The organism is Amycolatopsis lexingtonensis (genome assembly GCF_014873755.1).
Taxonomy (GTDB): Bacteria; Actinomycetota; Actinomycetes; order Mycobacteriales; family Pseudonocardiaceae; genus Amycolatopsis; species Amycolatopsis lexingtonensis.
This window is the reverse complement of the sequence record NZ_JADBEG010000001.1, coordinates 9,743,977-9,758,574: the sequence shown is the minus strand read 5'-3', so window position 1 is coordinate 9,758,574 and position 14,598 is coordinate 9,743,977. Positions and strand designations below refer to the sequence as shown.

The following is a 14,598-nucleotide window of genomic DNA, read 5'->3' as shown; positions in this document are numbered from 1 at the left end:
GTTCGTCACGGTACCCTGGGTGTCCATGACGGCACGCGCGGTCGGGTTCCGGGACGTCCTCGGCGTGACCGAGTTCCGGGCGCTGTTCTCCGCCCAGCTGGTCTCGGTCACCGGTGACCAGCTGGCGCGCGTCGCGCTGTCGATCCTGGTGTACGACCGCACGGCTTCGCCGGGCTGGGCCGCGCTGACGTACGCGCTGACGTTCCTGCCGGACCTCGTGGGCGGCCCGCTGCTGTCCGGGCTGGCCGACCGGTACCCGCCGCGGACGGTGATGGTCGCGACGGACGTCCTGCGCGCGGTCGCGGTGGCCGTGATGGCGGTGCCCGGCCTCCCGCTGCCGCCGGTGGCGGCGCTGCTGGTCGGCGTCCAGCTGTTCAACCCGGTCTGGAACGCCGCGCGCGCGGCGCTGCTGCCGCAGGTGCTGCCGGGCGAAACCTTCGTGCCAGGCATGGGATTGCTGATGATGCTGGTGCAGGCGGGCCAGGTCGCCGGCTTCGCGCTGGGCGGCCTGCTCGTCGCGGCCACCGGCACCGGCGGCGCGCTGCTGGCGGACGCGGCGAGCTTCGCGGTGTCGGCGCTGTTCCTGGTCACCGGCGTCCACCCGCGACCGCCCCGCGAATCCACCGGCGTCCTCTGGTGGCGGCACGTCCGCGCGGGCTGGACCGTGGTGACCGGCGACCGGCGGCGGCTCGCGCTGGTGGCGCTGGGCTGCGTGTCGGGGACCTACATCGCGGGCGAGGCGATCGCCGCGCCCTACGCCGCCGAACTCGGGGGCGGCGCGGCCGTGGTCGGTCTGCTGCTCGGGGCCTACGCGCTGGGGAACGTGCTCGGGATGGCGGCGCTGTCCCGGATCCCGCCCGCGCGGCGGGCCCGCCTGCTCGGGCCGCTGGCGGTGCTCGCGTGCGCGGCGCTGCTCGGCTGCGCGCTGCGGCCGAACCTGGAGGGCACGCTCACGCTGCTGACGCTGTCGGGTGTGGCCAGTTCGTACAACCTGATCGCGAACACGACGTTCGTCCAGCTGACCCCGGACACCCAGCGCGCGCAGGCGTTCGGCTTCGCGCTGACGGCGCTGCGGGTGTCGCAGGGGCTGGGCGTGGTGCTGGCCGGGCTCGCGGCCGAACGCGCGGCGCCGCACGGAGTGGTCGCCGGCGCGGGCGCGATCGGCGTGCTGGCGGCGTTCGGCGCGGCTTCGCTGTGGCGCCGGGCGCAACCGGATCCCCGGTGACCGGCCCGGTCGCCGGTCACCGGGTGCGGATCAGGACCGCGTCCAGTCGGTCGGGCACTGCGGCAGCGGTGACGAGACGCCGGGGCGGGTCCAATCCGTCGGGAGCTCGCGGACGGTCCAGTCGGTGGGCAGTTCGCGGGCGGTCCAGTCGGTCGGCAGCTGCCGCGGGGTCCAGTCGGTCGGGATCGCGCGGGTCCAGTCGGTGGGGAGCTGCCGCGTCCAGTCGGTCGGCCGCTGCGCGCGGCGACGGGACGGGACGATGTTGTTCGCGGGCAGGAAGTGCGACATGGTTCTCTCCTGTTCGTGAGGGATCTTGCACGGTGCGTAACCGGACGGTAGCCTGACCGGCCTAGTGACACACCGCGTTCATTCGATTACAGTGACGATTTCCGCGAAGAGTTCCGTCCTGAGAAGAGGGGCGTTTCGTGGGATTGTCCGGGTCCCAAGGGCGAAAGCCCAGCTCAGAACGTCCACGATCAGGTCTCCGTACGTGGGCGATGTGGAAACTGGCCACTCCGGTGTTCGGTTATGTCCTCATCGTCGACGCGCTGGCGCTGGTCGTGGTCACCGCCACCGCCGCGCTGGTGCCGATCACGGCCCAGTCGATGCTCTGGTGTGGACTGATCCTCGCCGGTGAGGTCGTACACCTCGAAGCGGCGCAACGCATCGAGCGTATCCGCGAGCTGGCCGCCGACGGCCGGCCGCACATGCACCTGCAGTCGATCTGGATCTTCGCCGGGCTGCTCCTGCTGCCCCCGCCACTGGCCACGCTCGTCATCATCGTCAGTTATGCCCATTCCTGGGTGCGCGTTTACCAGCGGCGCGGCGTGATTCACCGGAAAGTGTTCTCCGCGGCCACCGTCATTCTCGCTTGTTTCGCCGCAGGTGCCGTCCTTTGGGCGAGCACCGGTCATGTCGCGCCGTTCGTCCCCTATTTGGACGGCTTCGGCGGGATGACGGCGCTGCTGGCGTCCGGCCTTGTGTACTTCGGGCTCAACTACGTGCTGGTGATCCTCGCGATCCTGATGAGCAACCCGGGCAAGCCGCCGCGGCAGGCGTTCGGCAACCCGTCCGACGTGCTGATCGTGCTGGCCGCGGTCGGCGTCGGCTGCGGCATCGCGCTGGTGATGACGGTCCGGCCGTGGCTGCTGCCGGTGCTCATGGTGACGCCGGTGGCGCTGCACATCGGCCTGCTGCTCCCGCAGTTCCAGGCCGCGGCGCGCACCGACTCCAAGACCGCGCTGCTCGCCCCGGAGTTCTGGGTCCAGCTGGCGCGCAACGAACTGGCCCGCGCGGCGGAGCTGTCCTCGACCGCGGGCGTCCTGATGATCGACATCGACCACTTCAAGGCCATCGACGACGGCAACGGCCACCTGGCGGGCGACGAGGTCCTCCGCGCGGTCGCGGCGGCGATCCAGGGCTCGGTCCGCGGCGGCGACTACGTGGGCCGCTTCGGCGGCGACGAGTTCGTGGTCCTCCTCCCGGGCACCACGGGCGCGGAGATCGTGGCGATCGCCGACCGCATCCGGACGGCGATCGCGCGCATCGAGGTCGCGGTCCCGGTGATTCGCCCGGGCAAGCCCGAGGTGATCTCCGGCCTGACCGCGTCGATCGGCGCGGCGGTGTACCCGGAGACCGCCACGGACTACACGATCCTGCTGCAGGCGGCGGACGACGCGGTCTTCGAGGCGAAGGCCGCCGGTCGCGACCACGTCGTCCTGGCCACCCCGCGCGCCGAACTCACGCGCCCCGAAATCCCCGACGTGCTCTGACCAAGTCCGTGAATGCCACATTGAGGGACCAAGTGTCCCTCAATGTGGCATTCACGGACTACGGCAGCGTGGTCAGCGAGTCCTCGAGGGTGGCTGCCGACAGCTCGTTGTCCACCATGTCCCCGGCGAGGTAAGCGCCGTAGGCGGGCAAGTCCAGGTGCGCGTGGCCGCACAACGCCGTGAGGATGACCTTCTCCTCACCGGTTTCCTTGCACCGCAACGCTTCCTGGATGCACGCCGCGAGCGCGTGCGTCGGCTCTGGCGCCGGGATGATGCCCTCGGATCGCGCGAACCGCACGCCCGCCGCGAAGCACTCCTGCTGCCCGATGGCGATCGCCTCGATCAGGCCCAGCTCGTAGATGTGCGAGATCAGTGGCGACATCCCGTGGTAGCGCAGGCCACCCGCGTGGATCGGGTCCGGGATGAAGTCGTGGCCGAGCGTGTGCATCTTGAGCAGCGGCGTGAGCCCGGCCGTGTCGCCGAAGTCGTAGGCGTACTTGCCGCGCGTCAGCGACGGGCACGCGGCCGGTTCGACCGCGCGGATCACCGGGTCCATCCGGCCGGCCAGCTTTTCGCGCAGGAACGGGAAGGCGAGCCCGCCGAAGTTGGAGCCGCCGCCGGTGCAGCCGACGAGGACGTCCGGGGTGTCACCGGCCAGCTCGAACTGCTTCAGCGCCTCTTCGCCGATGATCGTCTGGTGCAGCAGCACGTGGTTGAGCACGCTGCCCAGCGCGTACCGCGTGTTCGGGTCCTGGGCGGCCTGCTCGACGGCCTCGCTGATCGCGATGCCGAGGCTGCCGGTCGAGTCCGGGTGCTCGGCGAGGATGGCTTTCCCGGACGCGGTCAGCTCGGACGGGCTGGGGTGGACGGTCGCGCCGAACGTCTCCATCATCAGCCTGCGGTAGGGCTTCTGGTCGTAGGACGCCCGGACCTGCCAGACCTCGCACTCGAGGCCGTACTGGGCGCAGGCGAACGCGAGCGCGCTCCCCCACTGGCCGGCGCCGGTCTCGGTGGTCAGCCGGGTGACGCCCTCCTGCGCGTTGTAGAACGCCTGCGGCACCGCGGTGTTCGGCTTGTGCGAGCCGACCGGGCTGACGCCTTCGTACTTGTAGTAGATCCGGGCCGGGGTGCCGAGCGCCTTCTCCAGCCGGCGCGCGCGGAACAGCGGCGACGGACGCCAGAGCCGGTAGACCTCCCGGACCTCCTCCGGGATGTCGACATAGCGATCGGTCGTCACTTCCTGGGCGATGAGCGCCTGCGGGAAGAGCGGCGCCAGGTCGTCCGGCCCGACCGGCTCGCGCGTGCCGGGGTGCAGCGGCGGCGGGGGCGGCTCGGGCAGATCCGGGATGACGTTGTACCACTGCGTCGGGAGATCGTCTTCGTCCAGGATGTACTTGGTGCGTTCGGCCACGGCGCCTCCTAGGTCGGTCTCCCAACTTAGGACGCGACCGGCGCGAGAGCCAGTACGGTGACCCGGTGGGGAACCTGGTGCTGCTCGACGCTCCGTCCAACCTGGGCCTGCGCCCGCCGGCCGAGGGCGCGGTGCCCGGCTGCTACAAGACGCCGGGAGTGCTGCGCGACCTGGGCATCCTGGACCGGCTGGGCGCCTCGGACGCCGGCGTCGTGACGCCGGGGCGGTACGTGGGCACCTGGCAGCCGGGCGACGGCGTCCGCAACGCGGCGGCGATCGCGTCCTACACCCGCGCGCTCGCGGCCCGGATCGCGTCGATCCGCGCCGGGGGCGGCTTCCCGGTGGTGCTGGGCGGCGACTGCTCGATCTCGCTGGGCGCGATGCTGGCGCTGCGCCGGTCCGGCCGCTACGGCATCGCCTACCTCGACGGCCACGACGACTTCCGCCACCTGCCCGCCGCCGAGCACGTCGGCGCGGCGGCGGGCGAAGACCTGGCGATCATGACCGGCCGCGGCTCGGACGACCTCGCCGACATGGACGGGCTCCGGCCGTACGTCCGCGACGAGGACGTCCTGGTGCTGGGCGTGCGCTCCGCCGAGTCGGCCCAGCTGGCGGCGGCGGGCATCACCCACGTGACGTCGGAGGCGCTCATGTCCGGTGCTCCGGTGCCACCGGCGTTTTCCGGCACGGACGGTTTCTGGGTCCACGTGGACATCGACGTCCTCGACCCGGCGTACGTGTCCGCAGTGGACAGTCCCGACCCCGGCGGGCTCGACCCGTCGACGCTGGTTTCGGTACTGCGCGACCTGCTGGCGCGCCCGGGCGCGGCGGGCTTCGAGCTGACGGTGTTCGACCCCGACCTCGACCCGGACGGCCACCAGGCCGCCCTGGTCGCCGACATCCTGGAAAGGGCACTGCGATGAACGACCTCCCGATGTGGCACCCGCCGTCCGGCCGCGGCCCGGGCCTGGTGCTGATCCAGGAGATCTTCGGCCTGGACGACTACCTGCGCTCGGTGGCCGCGGACCTGGCGGCGGCGGGGTACGTGGTGGCGATCCCGGAACTGTTCCGCCGCACGGCACCGGGCTGGTCGTCGACCCACGACGAAGCCGGCGTCGCGGCGTCGATGGAGGTGGCCGCGTCGTTCGACCCGGAGCTGGGACTCGCGGACGTGCTGGAGACGATGGCGCACCTCCGTTCCCGGCCCGAGGTCACGGGCGGCGTGGGCCTGCTGGGCTTCTGCCTGGGCGGCTCCCTGGCCTTCGCGGCGGCGGCCGAAGGCGACCCGGACACGGCGATGTCGTTCTACGGCTCGACGGTGACGGCGTCGATCGGGGAGCTTTCCCGGGTGACGTGCCCGATCCAGTTCCACTTCGGCGGCCAGGACCCGTACATCCCGCGCTCGGACGTGGCGGTGGTGGAGTCCGCGGTGGCCGCACACCCGGGCGCGGAGATCCACGTGCAGGAGGACGCCGGCCACGCGTTCCACAACCACGTGGCCCCGATGTTCCACCACCCCGCCGCGGCGGCCCGGGCCTGGGACCTGACGACGGATTTCCTGCGGCGAACACTGCCGGTTTAGGGGTACTCGGGATCCATGCGGTCGACCCGCCCGTGGTCTACCTTCGTCACCAGCGAATACGCTGACTCAGGAGGAGCTCGCCATGCCCCACACCGTGGACTTCGGCACCGTCTCGACCACCGGCCTGGAGTCGTCCCCGGTCGCGGCCGCCCTCGCCGGCCTGCGCGCGAACGAGGCCCGGTACTTCAAGAACAAGTACGACCACGTGTTCACGGTTTCCCCCGCGGCCGAAGTTCCGTCGACGGTCGAGTGGGTGCACCGGATTCTCGACGAGGAGCGCGGGATCGTGATTTCGTCACCCGCGCTCGAAGCGACCGAGTTCGAGGTGGCGGGGATCCGGATGGCTTACGTCTTTTACGAGAGCGGGCTGTCGGTGAACGTGATGTACACGATCGAGGATTCCGGGAAGCGGGCGGTCGGGTTCAAGCTTTCGGAGGGGATGGAGGTACCGGCGGAGCTGTCGGGGTTCAAGTTCGCGCGCCAGAAGTCGAAGCTGGCGGGCACGATCCGGGGCTCGTACTTCGTCATCAAGAACGAGTACTGACTTCAGCGCTCCCCGTGTAACACCGCATCCGCGTCGCCCGACCTAGTCCGGTCGAATCACCGACGAAAGGACCGGCCGATGTCGTTCAACCAGGTCGAAATGACGAACGGGACCACCTACCGCGTGCTCGTGGAATTCCGCGAGCTCGTGCAGCTCGTCGACAACGCGCTCAAAACCGGCGGGCTGATCACCCTCCCGATGGGTTTCAAGCAGCCCGGGAATCCGCGGACGATCAACCCGCAGCACATCGTGAGCGTGGTCGAAGGGATGCACTGAACCGCCCCGGGGGCGCCGTCGCCAGGCCGGAGCCCGGCGACGGCGGGGAGTCAATTCCGGTACCGGAACAGGATCCGCCCCCGGTTGAGGTCGTACGGGCTCAGCTCCACCAGCACCCGGTCGAACGGCAGGATCTTGATGTAGTTCTTCCGGATCTTCCCGCTGATGTGCGCGAGCACCTTGTGCCCGTTCTCCAGCTCCACGCGGAAAGTCGCGTCACGCAGGCACTCCAGCACCGTGCCTTCGACTTCGATCCCTCCCTTGCCGCCCATCAGCGCACCACCAGCTCGACGGTGCTGCCCACTCGACGCGCTCCCACGCCGTCGGCCAGTGCGATCGCCGCCGGGTTGCGTTCGTCGACCTCGAACGAAACGGACTCGATTCCCTTGCAGCACAGGGAATCCAGCACGTAGGTCAGCAACGCCCGCCCGATCCCGCGACGCCGGCGGTCGGCGCGGACCGCGATCAGCCCGATCCGGGTCTGGCGCCGCACCGGTCCGAGCCGGACCATGCCGACATAGGCGCCGGGCTCCGAAGCCACGACGTACTTGGCCAGGTCCCAGGCACCAGCGGGACGCGGCAGCACCTCGGCGGGCATCGAAGACCACCCGACCGAAGCGGACACCTCCGCGCGGACGACGTCGTCGAGCGAACGCAGCAGCTCCTGGTCCGTCGCCGGCGCGATGGTCACATCGGACGGAACCGTCCCCCGGGAAGTGGGCACGACGTACTCCCACTCACGCCGCCGGGTCGTGAAACCGGCGCGCTCCCACTGGGATTTCAGGCCCTCGTCGGCTTCGTCGACGACGGTGTACAGCGGCCTCGGCAGGGCGGGCAGCATCGCGGACGCGAGGCGCGCGAACTCCGCGTCGTGCCACGTGTCGATGCTGAGGAACAGCCGCCCGTCGGGGCGCGGGGACGCTTCGCCGCGGCCGACCACGCGGTCGTCCGACAGTGCGTGCCACTGGTGTTCCGCCACCCGCGTGATCACCACCGCGGGTTCGGGATGCAGAGAATTCATGGGAATGCCTTTCGGGAGTGCTTCTTCACAGCGCTCCCGGCGGCCCCTGCGTCAGCCGCCAGACCGTGACAACGAGGGGAGCACCCACAACGATCCAGCGTTCACGGGTCCCACCTCCTCGGGCAAAATCACGGTTCGACGGCAAGCTACCAACCCCTCGCGGCACGGTCCACCGGTTTTTCACGGGTGCTCGTCCAGCCACCGGGTCGCCGTGCCGATCGGGTCGTGGCCGGCGAAGCCTTCGAGCTTCCGGGCGTGCCGGCGCAGGGACTCCGTGATCTCGGCCTCCGTGCGGCCGTGGCGGTCGGCCGCGAGCTGCAGGTGGACCGCGCTCTCCTTGACCTCCCAGGCGAGGTCGGACATCAGGTTGCCGGCAAGCGCCGCCAGTTCCTGCCACGCCGGGAACGGCCCGTCCGTCGTGTCGGACACCCCGAGGTCGGACGACCGGTACCACGCGGCGCCGCACATCGAGCCCCAGTAGACGAGATCCGCGCCGTCGTTGATCTGCTTTTCGATTTGCGGCAGCGTGTCGGTGGCGAGGAAGTGCAGCACCTCCAGGTCCACCTTGATCCCGCTGACGTCGACGACCTCGAGCAGTTTCGGCTTCGGCATCGCGAACGACCCGGCTCGCCGCGTGACGGTTTCCATGCCGTCCTTGATCTTGCCCGTGATGTCGTCCTCGCAGCCGCGGATCGTCCGCGCCAGCGTCTTCAGTGCCTCCCCCGCGCTCGCGATGACCTTGTCAGGCGTGCCGCCGGCGAACTCGACCGGCTGCTTGTTCGGCTCGTCACCGGCGTTGAGCAGCGTCTCCAGCGCCGGGAGCGCCGCGCCGACGCCGGCCAGGATCGGCTGCGCGGGCGTCGGGAACGCCGCGGCGAGCGCGAACAACGCGGTGATCGTGCCGAGGTCGGCAACGGCCGAGCCGCGGTCCTTCATCGCCGCGTGCATCTTTCGGCGATGGCGTGGACGTCCTCCCGCGCCTTCGCCCAGATCTCCTTCTCGCCGAGCAGCGTCACGCCGGCGAGCAGCGCGACGGCGTACTGGCCGTGGAGCACCGTCGGCAGCGGCGTGCAGAAGTTCTGGTCGAACGCGAAGATCGTGGCGCCGCGCATGTTCTCGCCGCCGATCTTCTCCTGCAGGTAGCCGACGGTGTCCAGCGCGGCGTTGCCGACCGAGCTGACCCGGTCGGCGGCGCTGGTCAGCGATACGGACCAGGCGGCGTCGCGGACCTGGTCGAGGTAGTCGTCGAAGGCCGCCGGGTCGGGGATCGTGCGCCACGGGCGGAACAGATCTCGGATGGTCGTCTCGAAGTGGCCGTAGACCAGCGAGCCCGCGTTGGGGCCGGAGCCGTACTCGAAGCCGTCGTAGTAGCCGGGCATGCCGCTCCGGAGCACCTGGCCGCCCGACGTCCGCGAAGGACTGCCGGGCGGGGTGATCTCCTGGCCGTCGGTGGCCGGCCAGCATTCGTAGTTGCCGTGGATGTTGAGCTGGAAGCCGTGCGAGGCCAGGTAGAACTTGATCGCCTCGTCGATGATCCGCTCGACCATCTCGTCCAGCTGTTCCGCGAACCCCATCGCCGTCCTCTCGTGCCGTGCCGGGTCACGGCGACCACGCGCGACTGGGCCGAATGGTTTAGCGCGGACCGGTCAGGAATCGAGAAGCGCCGGTCAGCGGGGCGGACCTAGCGTTACCGGCATGACGAACATCGACACCATCACCCTCGAGGTGGCCGACCCCACGGCCGCCGAGCGCTTCCACTCCGCCGCCTTCGGGCCCGACCTCCCGCTGCGCTTCCGTGCCGGGCAGGAGCCGTCCACCGGCTTCCGCGGCTTCACCCTCTCCCTGGTCGTCGCCCAGCCCGCGGACGTCGATTCCCTGGTCGGCACGGCCGTCGAGGCCGGCGCGACGACGCTCAAGGCGCCCGCGAAGTCCATGTGGGGCTACGGCGCCGTCGTGCGGTCGCCGGACGGGACGATCTGGAAGGTCGCGACGTCGGCGAAGAAGAACACCGGCCCGGCCACCCGCGAATTCGGCCAGGTCGTGCTCCTGCTGGGCGTCGCCGACGTGGCGGCGAGCAAGAAGTTCTACACCGACCACGGGCTCACCGTCGGCAAGAGCTTCGGCCGGATGTACGTGGAGTTCGACAGCGGTTCGAGCCCGGTCAAGCTGGCGCTGTACCGGCGCAAGGCCTTGGCGAAGGACGCCGGCGTCAGCCCCGACGGCACGGGCTCGCACCGCCTCGCGGTCGGCGGCGCGGCCGAGCCGTTCACCGACCCGGACGGCTTCGCCTGGGAGACGACCGCCACGGCCGAACTGTCCTGAAGCCTTCCCGGGACGCGATGCCGAGCTGGCGATCTCCTTCTGCGAACCCCCGCCGCACTCGGCAGACTGGGGTGCGTGCCGGAACTGCCCGAAGTGGAACTCGCCCGCCAAGTCCTCGCCGGTGCGCTCGGGCGGAAGATCCGGGACGTCGACGACCACGACGACTGGGTCTGCCGTCCGCACGCGCCCGGGGACATCCGCACCGCGCTGCGGGGCGGGAAGCTCACCGAAGCGCATCGGCGGGGGAAGACCCTGTGGTGTGAAACCGAAACCGGGCGCGGCAAGGCCGGCCCCACGCTCGGGCTGCACCTCGGGATGGCCGGACAGCTGCGGTTCGCCGGTGAGAGCGGGCCGCCGCGGCGACGGCGAGACCGGGACGAGAAACCCGAGTGGTTCCGGTTCGGGATCACCTTCGCCGACGGCGAAGAACTGCGGCTGTTCGACACCCGACGGCTGAGCCGGGTGCGGCTCGACCCCGATCTCGACGCGCTCGGGCCCGACGCAGGGGAGATCTCGCGCCCGGACTTCCGCGAGCGCGTCGGGAAGGGGCGCGCGCCGCTCAAGGCGCGGCTGCTGGACCAGTCCGTGGTCGCCGGGATCGGGAACCTGCTGGCCGACGAGACCCTCTGGCAAGCCGGGCTGAACCCCGCGCGGCCGGTTGGTGAACTGGACGACGACGAGCTCACCGATCTCCACAAGGCACTGCGGAAGGCGCTGCGCGCCGCGATCAAGCACGGCGGCGTGCACACCGGCGAGATCATCGGCCACCGCCGGCCCGGCGACCACTGCCCGCGCTGCGGTGCCGAAATGGCGCATGGCACCGTCGGCGGGCGGTCGACCTGGTGGTGCCCGGCCGACCAGCCTGGCTAGCGCGCCCGAGGTTCACGGACAGCGGCCCGGCGAATGCGCCCAGATGTACTTCGGGCGGTCGACCTGGCAGTGCCCCACTGACCAAGCCGGCTAGCGCGGGCCCAAGCCGGTGCGGCCGTCGAGCAGCTCGCGCGCCACGTCGAGGTGGCCGGCGTGGCGGGCCGTCTCCTCGATGACGTGCAGCACCACCCCGCGCAGGTCGGTGATCTCCTCGCCCAGCGGACCTGGATGCCGTGCTCGCGGGCGCGCGGACAGCGGTGTCGCCGCGAACACCTCGTCGGACCGGCGGCACTGGTCGCGGTAAAAGGCGAAGACGGCCTCCTTACTCCGTGGCGTGGTCAGCGGCGGGTGGTCGTCCGGCCACGGCAGCGGCTCCGCCGTGCCGGTCACGATCTCCTGGAACCAGTGCCGCTCGGCGCACCCGAGGTGCTCCACCATGCCGAGCGCCGTCCAGCCCGACGGCAGCACCGGCCTCGTCAACGCCTCCTCTTCCAGCCCGGCCAAGATCGCCAGGACGCTTTCGCGCTGCGCGCGGAGGAACGCCAGCAGCGTGCTCTTCTCGTCGTCGGCCACGATCGGGGACGCTAGCGGCCACCACCGACAAAAACCGCACGGCGCCGAGCGGTTTTTGTCGGACCCTTTCGGTAGCGTCGCGGACATGGCAACACTGGTCACCTTCCACGCCCACCCGGACGACGAGTGCCTCCGCACCGCGGGCGTCATGCGCAAAGCCGTCGAAGACGGGCACCGGGTCGTGCTCGTCGTCGCCACCAAGGGCGAGGTCGGCGAGGTACCCGACGGCTTCCTGGCCGAGGGCGAAAAACTCGAGGACCGGCGGGTCCAGGAGGCCCACGCGGCCGCGGCGATCCTCGGCGTCGAGCGCGTCGAATTCCTCGGCTACCGCGACTCGGGGATGATGGGCGAGCCGACGAACGACGACCCGTCGTGCTTCTGGCGCGCCGACGTCGAAAAGGCGGCCGAGCAGCTCGCGGCGATCCTGCGCGAGGAGTCGGCCGACGTCCTGACGGTCTACGACGACAACGGCGACTACGGCCACCCGGACCACATCCAGGTCCACCGCGTCGGCATGCGCGCCGCCGAGCTGGCCGGCACCGGCCGCGTCTTCCAGGCGACGTTCAACCGCGAATTCATGCAGCGCGGCTTCGAAGCGGCGGTCGAGCAGGGCCTGATGCCGCCGGAGGCGGCGCCGAAACCGCCCGAAAACGTCGAGTTCGGCAAGCCGGAAGCGGAAATCACCGCGGCGGTCGACGTGGCGAAGTACGCCTCCGTCAAACGAGCGGCGATGCGCGCGCACCCCAGTCAGATCAGCGAGGAGATGTTCATGCTGGCGATGCCGGACGACGCCTTCGCGTTCGCCTTCGGCACGGAGTGGTTCATCCGGTGGGGCCAGGGGCCGGGGATCACGGAAACGGACCTGATGGCAGGTCTCTGAGCGGCCTCAGGCTGGCGCGGCCGTCACGTCCAGCTCCACCAGCTGGCCCGGGTACCCCAGCCGGGCGACACCGAGCAAGGTGCTCGCCGAGCTGAAGGCCGCACCGATCCGGGACGCCGTGAGCCGCGCCCACACCGCCGACAGGGTCTCGCGGTCGTCGGTCGCCACGTAGATCACCGTGCGCACCACGTCGGCCGGCCCGGCGCCGGCGAACTCCAGCGCGGCCGCCGTGTTGGCGACCACCTGGTCGGTCTGGGCGAGCACGCCGCCCTCGACCACCGAGCCGTCCGCGGTGAGCGGGCACTGGCCGGCCAGGTACACCGTGCGCGTCGCCGTGCTCACCGTCACGTGGTGGTAGCCCGGCGGCGTGTGCAGGCCGGGCAGGTTCTGCCGTTCAATGGTCACAGCCGCATCATCACCGCCGCGGCAACCGGATTTCGCGGGAGGTGCCTCGTGCGCAGGACCATCGACTGGGCGGACGGCGCCATCGTCATCATCGACCAGACGGCGCTGCCCGGCGAGTACCGGCTGCTCGAACTGCGGACCGTCGGCGAGCTCGTCGACGCCATCAAGCGGCTCGCCGTCCGCGGGGCGCCCGCGCTGGGGGCGGCCGGGGCACTGGGGGTCGCGCTGGCTGCCCGGCTGGGCGGCGACGTCGAGGCGGCCGCCGAGCTGATCGCGCACGCGCGCCCGACCGCCGTCAACCTCGCCTGGGGCGTCCGGCGGGCGCTCACCCGGCTCGATCAGGGCGCCGACGCCGTCCTCGCCGAGGCGCTGGCCCTGCTCACCGAGGACGAAGAACTCAACAAGACCGCGTCCGCGCACGCCGCCGAAATCGTGCTCGCCGAGTGTCCCCGACGGCCGTTGCGGCTGCTGACCCACTGCAACGCCGGGCACCTCGCGACCGTCGGCTGGGGCAGCGCGCTCGGGGTCGTCTGGCACCTGCACGAGCGCGGGCTCGTCGAAGAGGTGCTCGTCGACGAAACGCGCCCGCTGCTCCAGGGCGCCCGGCTGACGGCGTGGGAGCTGGCGCAGGCCGGCGTCCCCCACCGCGTCCAGCCCGACGGCGCGGCCGCGGCCGCCATGGCACGCGGGATGGTCGACTGCGTGCTCGTCGGCGCCGACCGGATCGCCGCGAACGGCGACGTCGCCAACAAGATCGGCACCTACGGCCTGGCGATCGCCGCGCGCCACCACGGCATCCCGTTCGTCGTGGTCGCGCCTTCGTCCACTGTGGACGAGCAGCTCGCCGACGGCGCGGGCATCACCATCGAAGAACGCGACGCCCGCGAGCTCACCGAGTACGCCGGGGTGCCGGTCACGCCACCGGGCACCGAGGTGTTCAACCCCGCGTTCGACGTCACTCCGTTCGGCCTGATCACGGCCGTGGTGACCGAACGGGGGCGCCTGGCACACTTCGGTGATCACGGACGCCAGTCAGGGGAGCACGACGCATGACCGATCGGCCGGCCAGGCGAACGCAGGAGCAACGACGCGCCGAGACCGAGCGGCGCGTGCTGGACGCGGCGATGGCGCTCATCGCGCGCAGCGGCTCCCGGGCCGTCACGCTCGCCGAGGTCGGGGAAGCCGCCGGGTACAGCCGCGGCATCGTCTACCACCACTTCGGCAGCCGGGAGCGGCTCCTCGAGGCCTTGCTCGACGAGGCGCAGCGGTTCGACGTCCCCGACTACCAGGGAGACGGCCTGGACCACCTGGTGCGGATCGTCGAGGCGTACCTGCGCAACGTCGTGCGGCGGACACCGTCGGCGCGCGCGTTCCTGCAGCTGTGGGGTGAGGCGATCGCGGCCGACCCCCTGCTGGCTCCGCTCTTCGCCCGCCGGGACGCCGACTTCCGGCAGCTGCTGGCGAACGTGGTCCGCCAGGGCGTCGCCGACGGGTCCGTCCGGCCCGACGCGAACCCGGCCGCGGCCGCCGTGCTGGTCGTCGCCCTGGTCCGCGGGACCGGGCTGCAGCTCATCGCCCAGCCCCCGGTGCGCAACGTCCCCACTCTCATCCGGGAGGCCACGCGCTCGGTGCGCGCGGCCTTCGCCATCGCGCCGTAGCTTCCGGCCGTGGTCGCCCGTGCCGGCCGCTGCTACACTTACTTGCGTACATGCACGCA

At 71.2% G+C, this 14,598-nt stretch carries 19 protein-coding genes; 11 read left to right on the top strand and 8 right to left on the bottom strand.

Annotated elements, in window-relative coordinates:
• Positions 1-25: 25 nt before the first annotated feature.
• On the top strand, positions 26-1,225 hold the full coding sequence (locus H4696_RS45250; protein ID WP_086861564.1) for an MFS transporter: 1,200 nt from the start codon (positions 26-28) through the stop codon (positions 1,223-1,225).
• 30 nt (positions 1,226-1,255) lie between these two features.
• Here H4696_RS45250 and H4696_RS45245 read toward each other — a convergent pair whose 3' ends face one another.
• Positions 1,256-1,513 (bottom strand): hypothetical protein, encoded by a 258-nt coding sequence (locus H4696_RS45245; RefSeq protein ID WP_086861563.1) that lies wholly within the window; start codon positions 1,511-1,513, stop codon positions 1,256-1,258.
• Positions 1,514-1,722: 209 nt separating this feature from the next.
• Between H4696_RS45245 and H4696_RS45240 the strand changes: the two genes are divergently transcribed.
• Positions 1,723-2,997, top strand: coding sequence for a GGDEF domain-containing protein (locus H4696_RS45240; protein ID WP_086861562.1), 1,275 nt, complete (start codon positions 1,723-1,725; stop codon positions 2,995-2,997).
• Positions 2,998-3,055: 58 nt separating this feature from the next.
• Here H4696_RS45240 and H4696_RS45235 read toward each other — a convergent pair whose 3' ends face one another.
• Positions 3,056-4,408: a TrpB-like pyridoxal phosphate-dependent enzyme gene (locus H4696_RS45235; RefSeq protein ID WP_192782895.1), complete on the bottom strand. Its 1,353-nt coding sequence runs from the start codon at positions 4,406-4,408 to the stop codon at positions 3,056-3,058.
• A gap of 65 nt (positions 4,409-4,473) precedes the next feature.
• On the opposite strand from H4696_RS45235, the gene H4696_RS45230 reads away from it, so the two are divergent.
• The 4 genes from H4696_RS45230 to H4696_RS45215 all read left to right on the top strand — a co-directional run bounded on the left by H4696_RS45230 (position 4,474) and on the right by H4696_RS45215 (position 6,810).
• Entirely contained in the window at positions 4,474-5,331 is an 858-nt protein-coding gene (locus H4696_RS45230) for an arginase family protein (RefSeq protein ID WP_086862556.1), read from the top strand.
• On the top strand, positions 5,328-5,990 hold the full coding sequence (locus H4696_RS45225) for a dienelactone hydrolase family protein (protein ID WP_086862557.1): 663 nt from the start codon (positions 5,328-5,330) through the stop codon (positions 5,988-5,990). Before H4696_RS45230 ends, H4696_RS45225 begins: the two co-directional genes overlap by 4 nt.
• 82 nt (positions 5,991-6,072) lie before the next feature.
• Positions 6,073-6,534 (top strand): phage tail protein, encoded by a 462-nt coding sequence (locus tag H4696_RS45220; RefSeq protein WP_086862558.1) that lies wholly within the window; start codon positions 6,073-6,075, stop codon positions 6,532-6,534.
• Between the two features lie 78 nt (positions 6,535-6,612).
• The gene (locus H4696_RS45215) at positions 6,613-6,810 is read left to right on the top strand and encodes a hypothetical protein (RefSeq protein ID WP_086862559.1); all 198 of its coding nucleotides are present in this window, start codon (positions 6,613-6,615) and stop codon (positions 6,808-6,810) included.
• A 50-nt stretch (positions 6,811-6,860) separates the two neighbouring features.
• Here the strand turns inward: H4696_RS45215 and infA are convergent, their stop codons facing one another.
• The 4 genes from infA to H4696_RS45195 all read right to left on the bottom strand — a co-directional run bounded on the left by infA (position 6,861) and on the right by H4696_RS45195 (position 9,405).
• On the bottom strand, positions 6,861-7,082 hold the full coding sequence (gene infA / locus H4696_RS45210) for a translation initiation factor IF-1 (RefSeq protein WP_086862560.1): 222 nt from the start codon (positions 7,080-7,082) through the stop codon (positions 6,861-6,863).
• Positions 7,082-7,831: a GNAT family N-acetyltransferase gene (locus H4696_RS45205; protein ID WP_086862561.1), complete on the bottom strand. Its 750-nt coding sequence runs from the start codon at positions 7,829-7,831 to the stop codon at positions 7,082-7,084. The genes infA and H4696_RS45205 overlap by 1 nt, the downstream gene beginning before the upstream one ends.
• Before the next feature lie 180 nt (positions 7,832-8,011).
• Positions 8,012-8,779, bottom strand: a complete 768-nt coding sequence (locus tag H4696_RS45200) for a hypothetical protein (RefSeq protein WP_086862562.1) — start codon at positions 8,777-8,779, stop codon at positions 8,012-8,014.
• The gene (locus tag H4696_RS45195) at positions 8,764-9,405 is read right to left on the bottom strand and encodes a hypothetical protein (protein WP_086862563.1); all 642 of its coding nucleotides are present in this window, start codon (positions 9,403-9,405) and stop codon (positions 8,764-8,766) included. The genes H4696_RS45200 and H4696_RS45195 overlap by 16 nt, the downstream gene beginning before the upstream one ends.
• A 121-nt stretch (positions 9,406-9,526) precedes the next feature.
• Here H4696_RS45195 and H4696_RS45190 point away from each other — a divergent pair, with 121 nt between their 5' ends.
• Both H4696_RS45190 and H4696_RS45185 read left to right on the top strand, forming a co-directional pair.
• A complete protein-coding gene (locus H4696_RS45190) occupies positions 9,527-10,153 on the top strand; it encodes a VOC family protein (RefSeq protein ID WP_086862564.1) in 627 nt (208 codons plus the stop codon).
• A 75-nt stretch (positions 10,154-10,228) separates the two neighbouring features.
• Positions 10,229-11,023: an Fpg/Nei family DNA glycosylase gene (locus H4696_RS45185; protein WP_192782894.1), complete on the top strand. Its 795-nt coding sequence runs from the start codon at positions 10,229-10,231 to the stop codon at positions 11,021-11,023.
• A gap of 90 nt (positions 11,024-11,113) precedes the next feature.
• On the opposite strand, the gene H4696_RS45180 is transcribed toward H4696_RS45185, so the two are convergent.
• The gene (locus H4696_RS45180; RefSeq protein WP_211299749.1) at positions 11,114-11,596 is read right to left on the bottom strand and encodes a DinB family protein; all 483 of its coding nucleotides are present in this window, start codon (positions 11,594-11,596) and stop codon (positions 11,114-11,116) included.
• 85 nt (positions 11,597-11,681) lie between these two features.
• Between H4696_RS45180 and H4696_RS45175 the strand changes: the two genes are divergently transcribed.
• Positions 11,682-12,476, top strand: a complete 795-nt coding sequence (locus H4696_RS45175; protein WP_086862567.1) for a PIG-L family deacetylase — start codon at positions 11,682-11,684, stop codon at positions 12,474-12,476.
• Between the two features lie 6 nt (positions 12,477-12,482).
• Here H4696_RS45175 and H4696_RS45170 read toward each other — a convergent pair whose 3' ends face one another.
• Complete coding sequence (locus H4696_RS45170; protein WP_086862568.1) at positions 12,483-12,881, bottom strand: RidA family protein; 399 nt, start codon at positions 12,879-12,881, stop codon at positions 12,483-12,485.
• Positions 12,882-12,929: 48 nt separating this feature from the next.
• Here H4696_RS45170 and mtnA point away from each other — a divergent pair, with 48 nt between their 5' ends.
• Both mtnA and H4696_RS45160 read left to right on the top strand, forming a co-directional pair.
• On the top strand, positions 12,930-13,934 hold the full coding sequence (gene mtnA, locus H4696_RS45165; protein WP_086862569.1) for an S-methyl-5-thioribose-1-phosphate isomerase: 1,005 nt from the start codon (positions 12,930-12,932) through the stop codon (positions 13,932-13,934).
• Positions 13,931-14,539 carry a TetR/AcrR family transcriptional regulator gene (locus tag H4696_RS45160; protein ID WP_086862570.1) on the top strand — a complete coding sequence of 203 codons (609 nt, stop codon included), beginning with the start codon at positions 13,931-13,933 and terminating at the stop codon, positions 14,537-14,539. The genes mtnA and H4696_RS45160 overlap by 4 nt, the downstream gene beginning before the upstream one ends.
• Positions 14,540-14,598 lie beyond the last annotated feature (59 nt).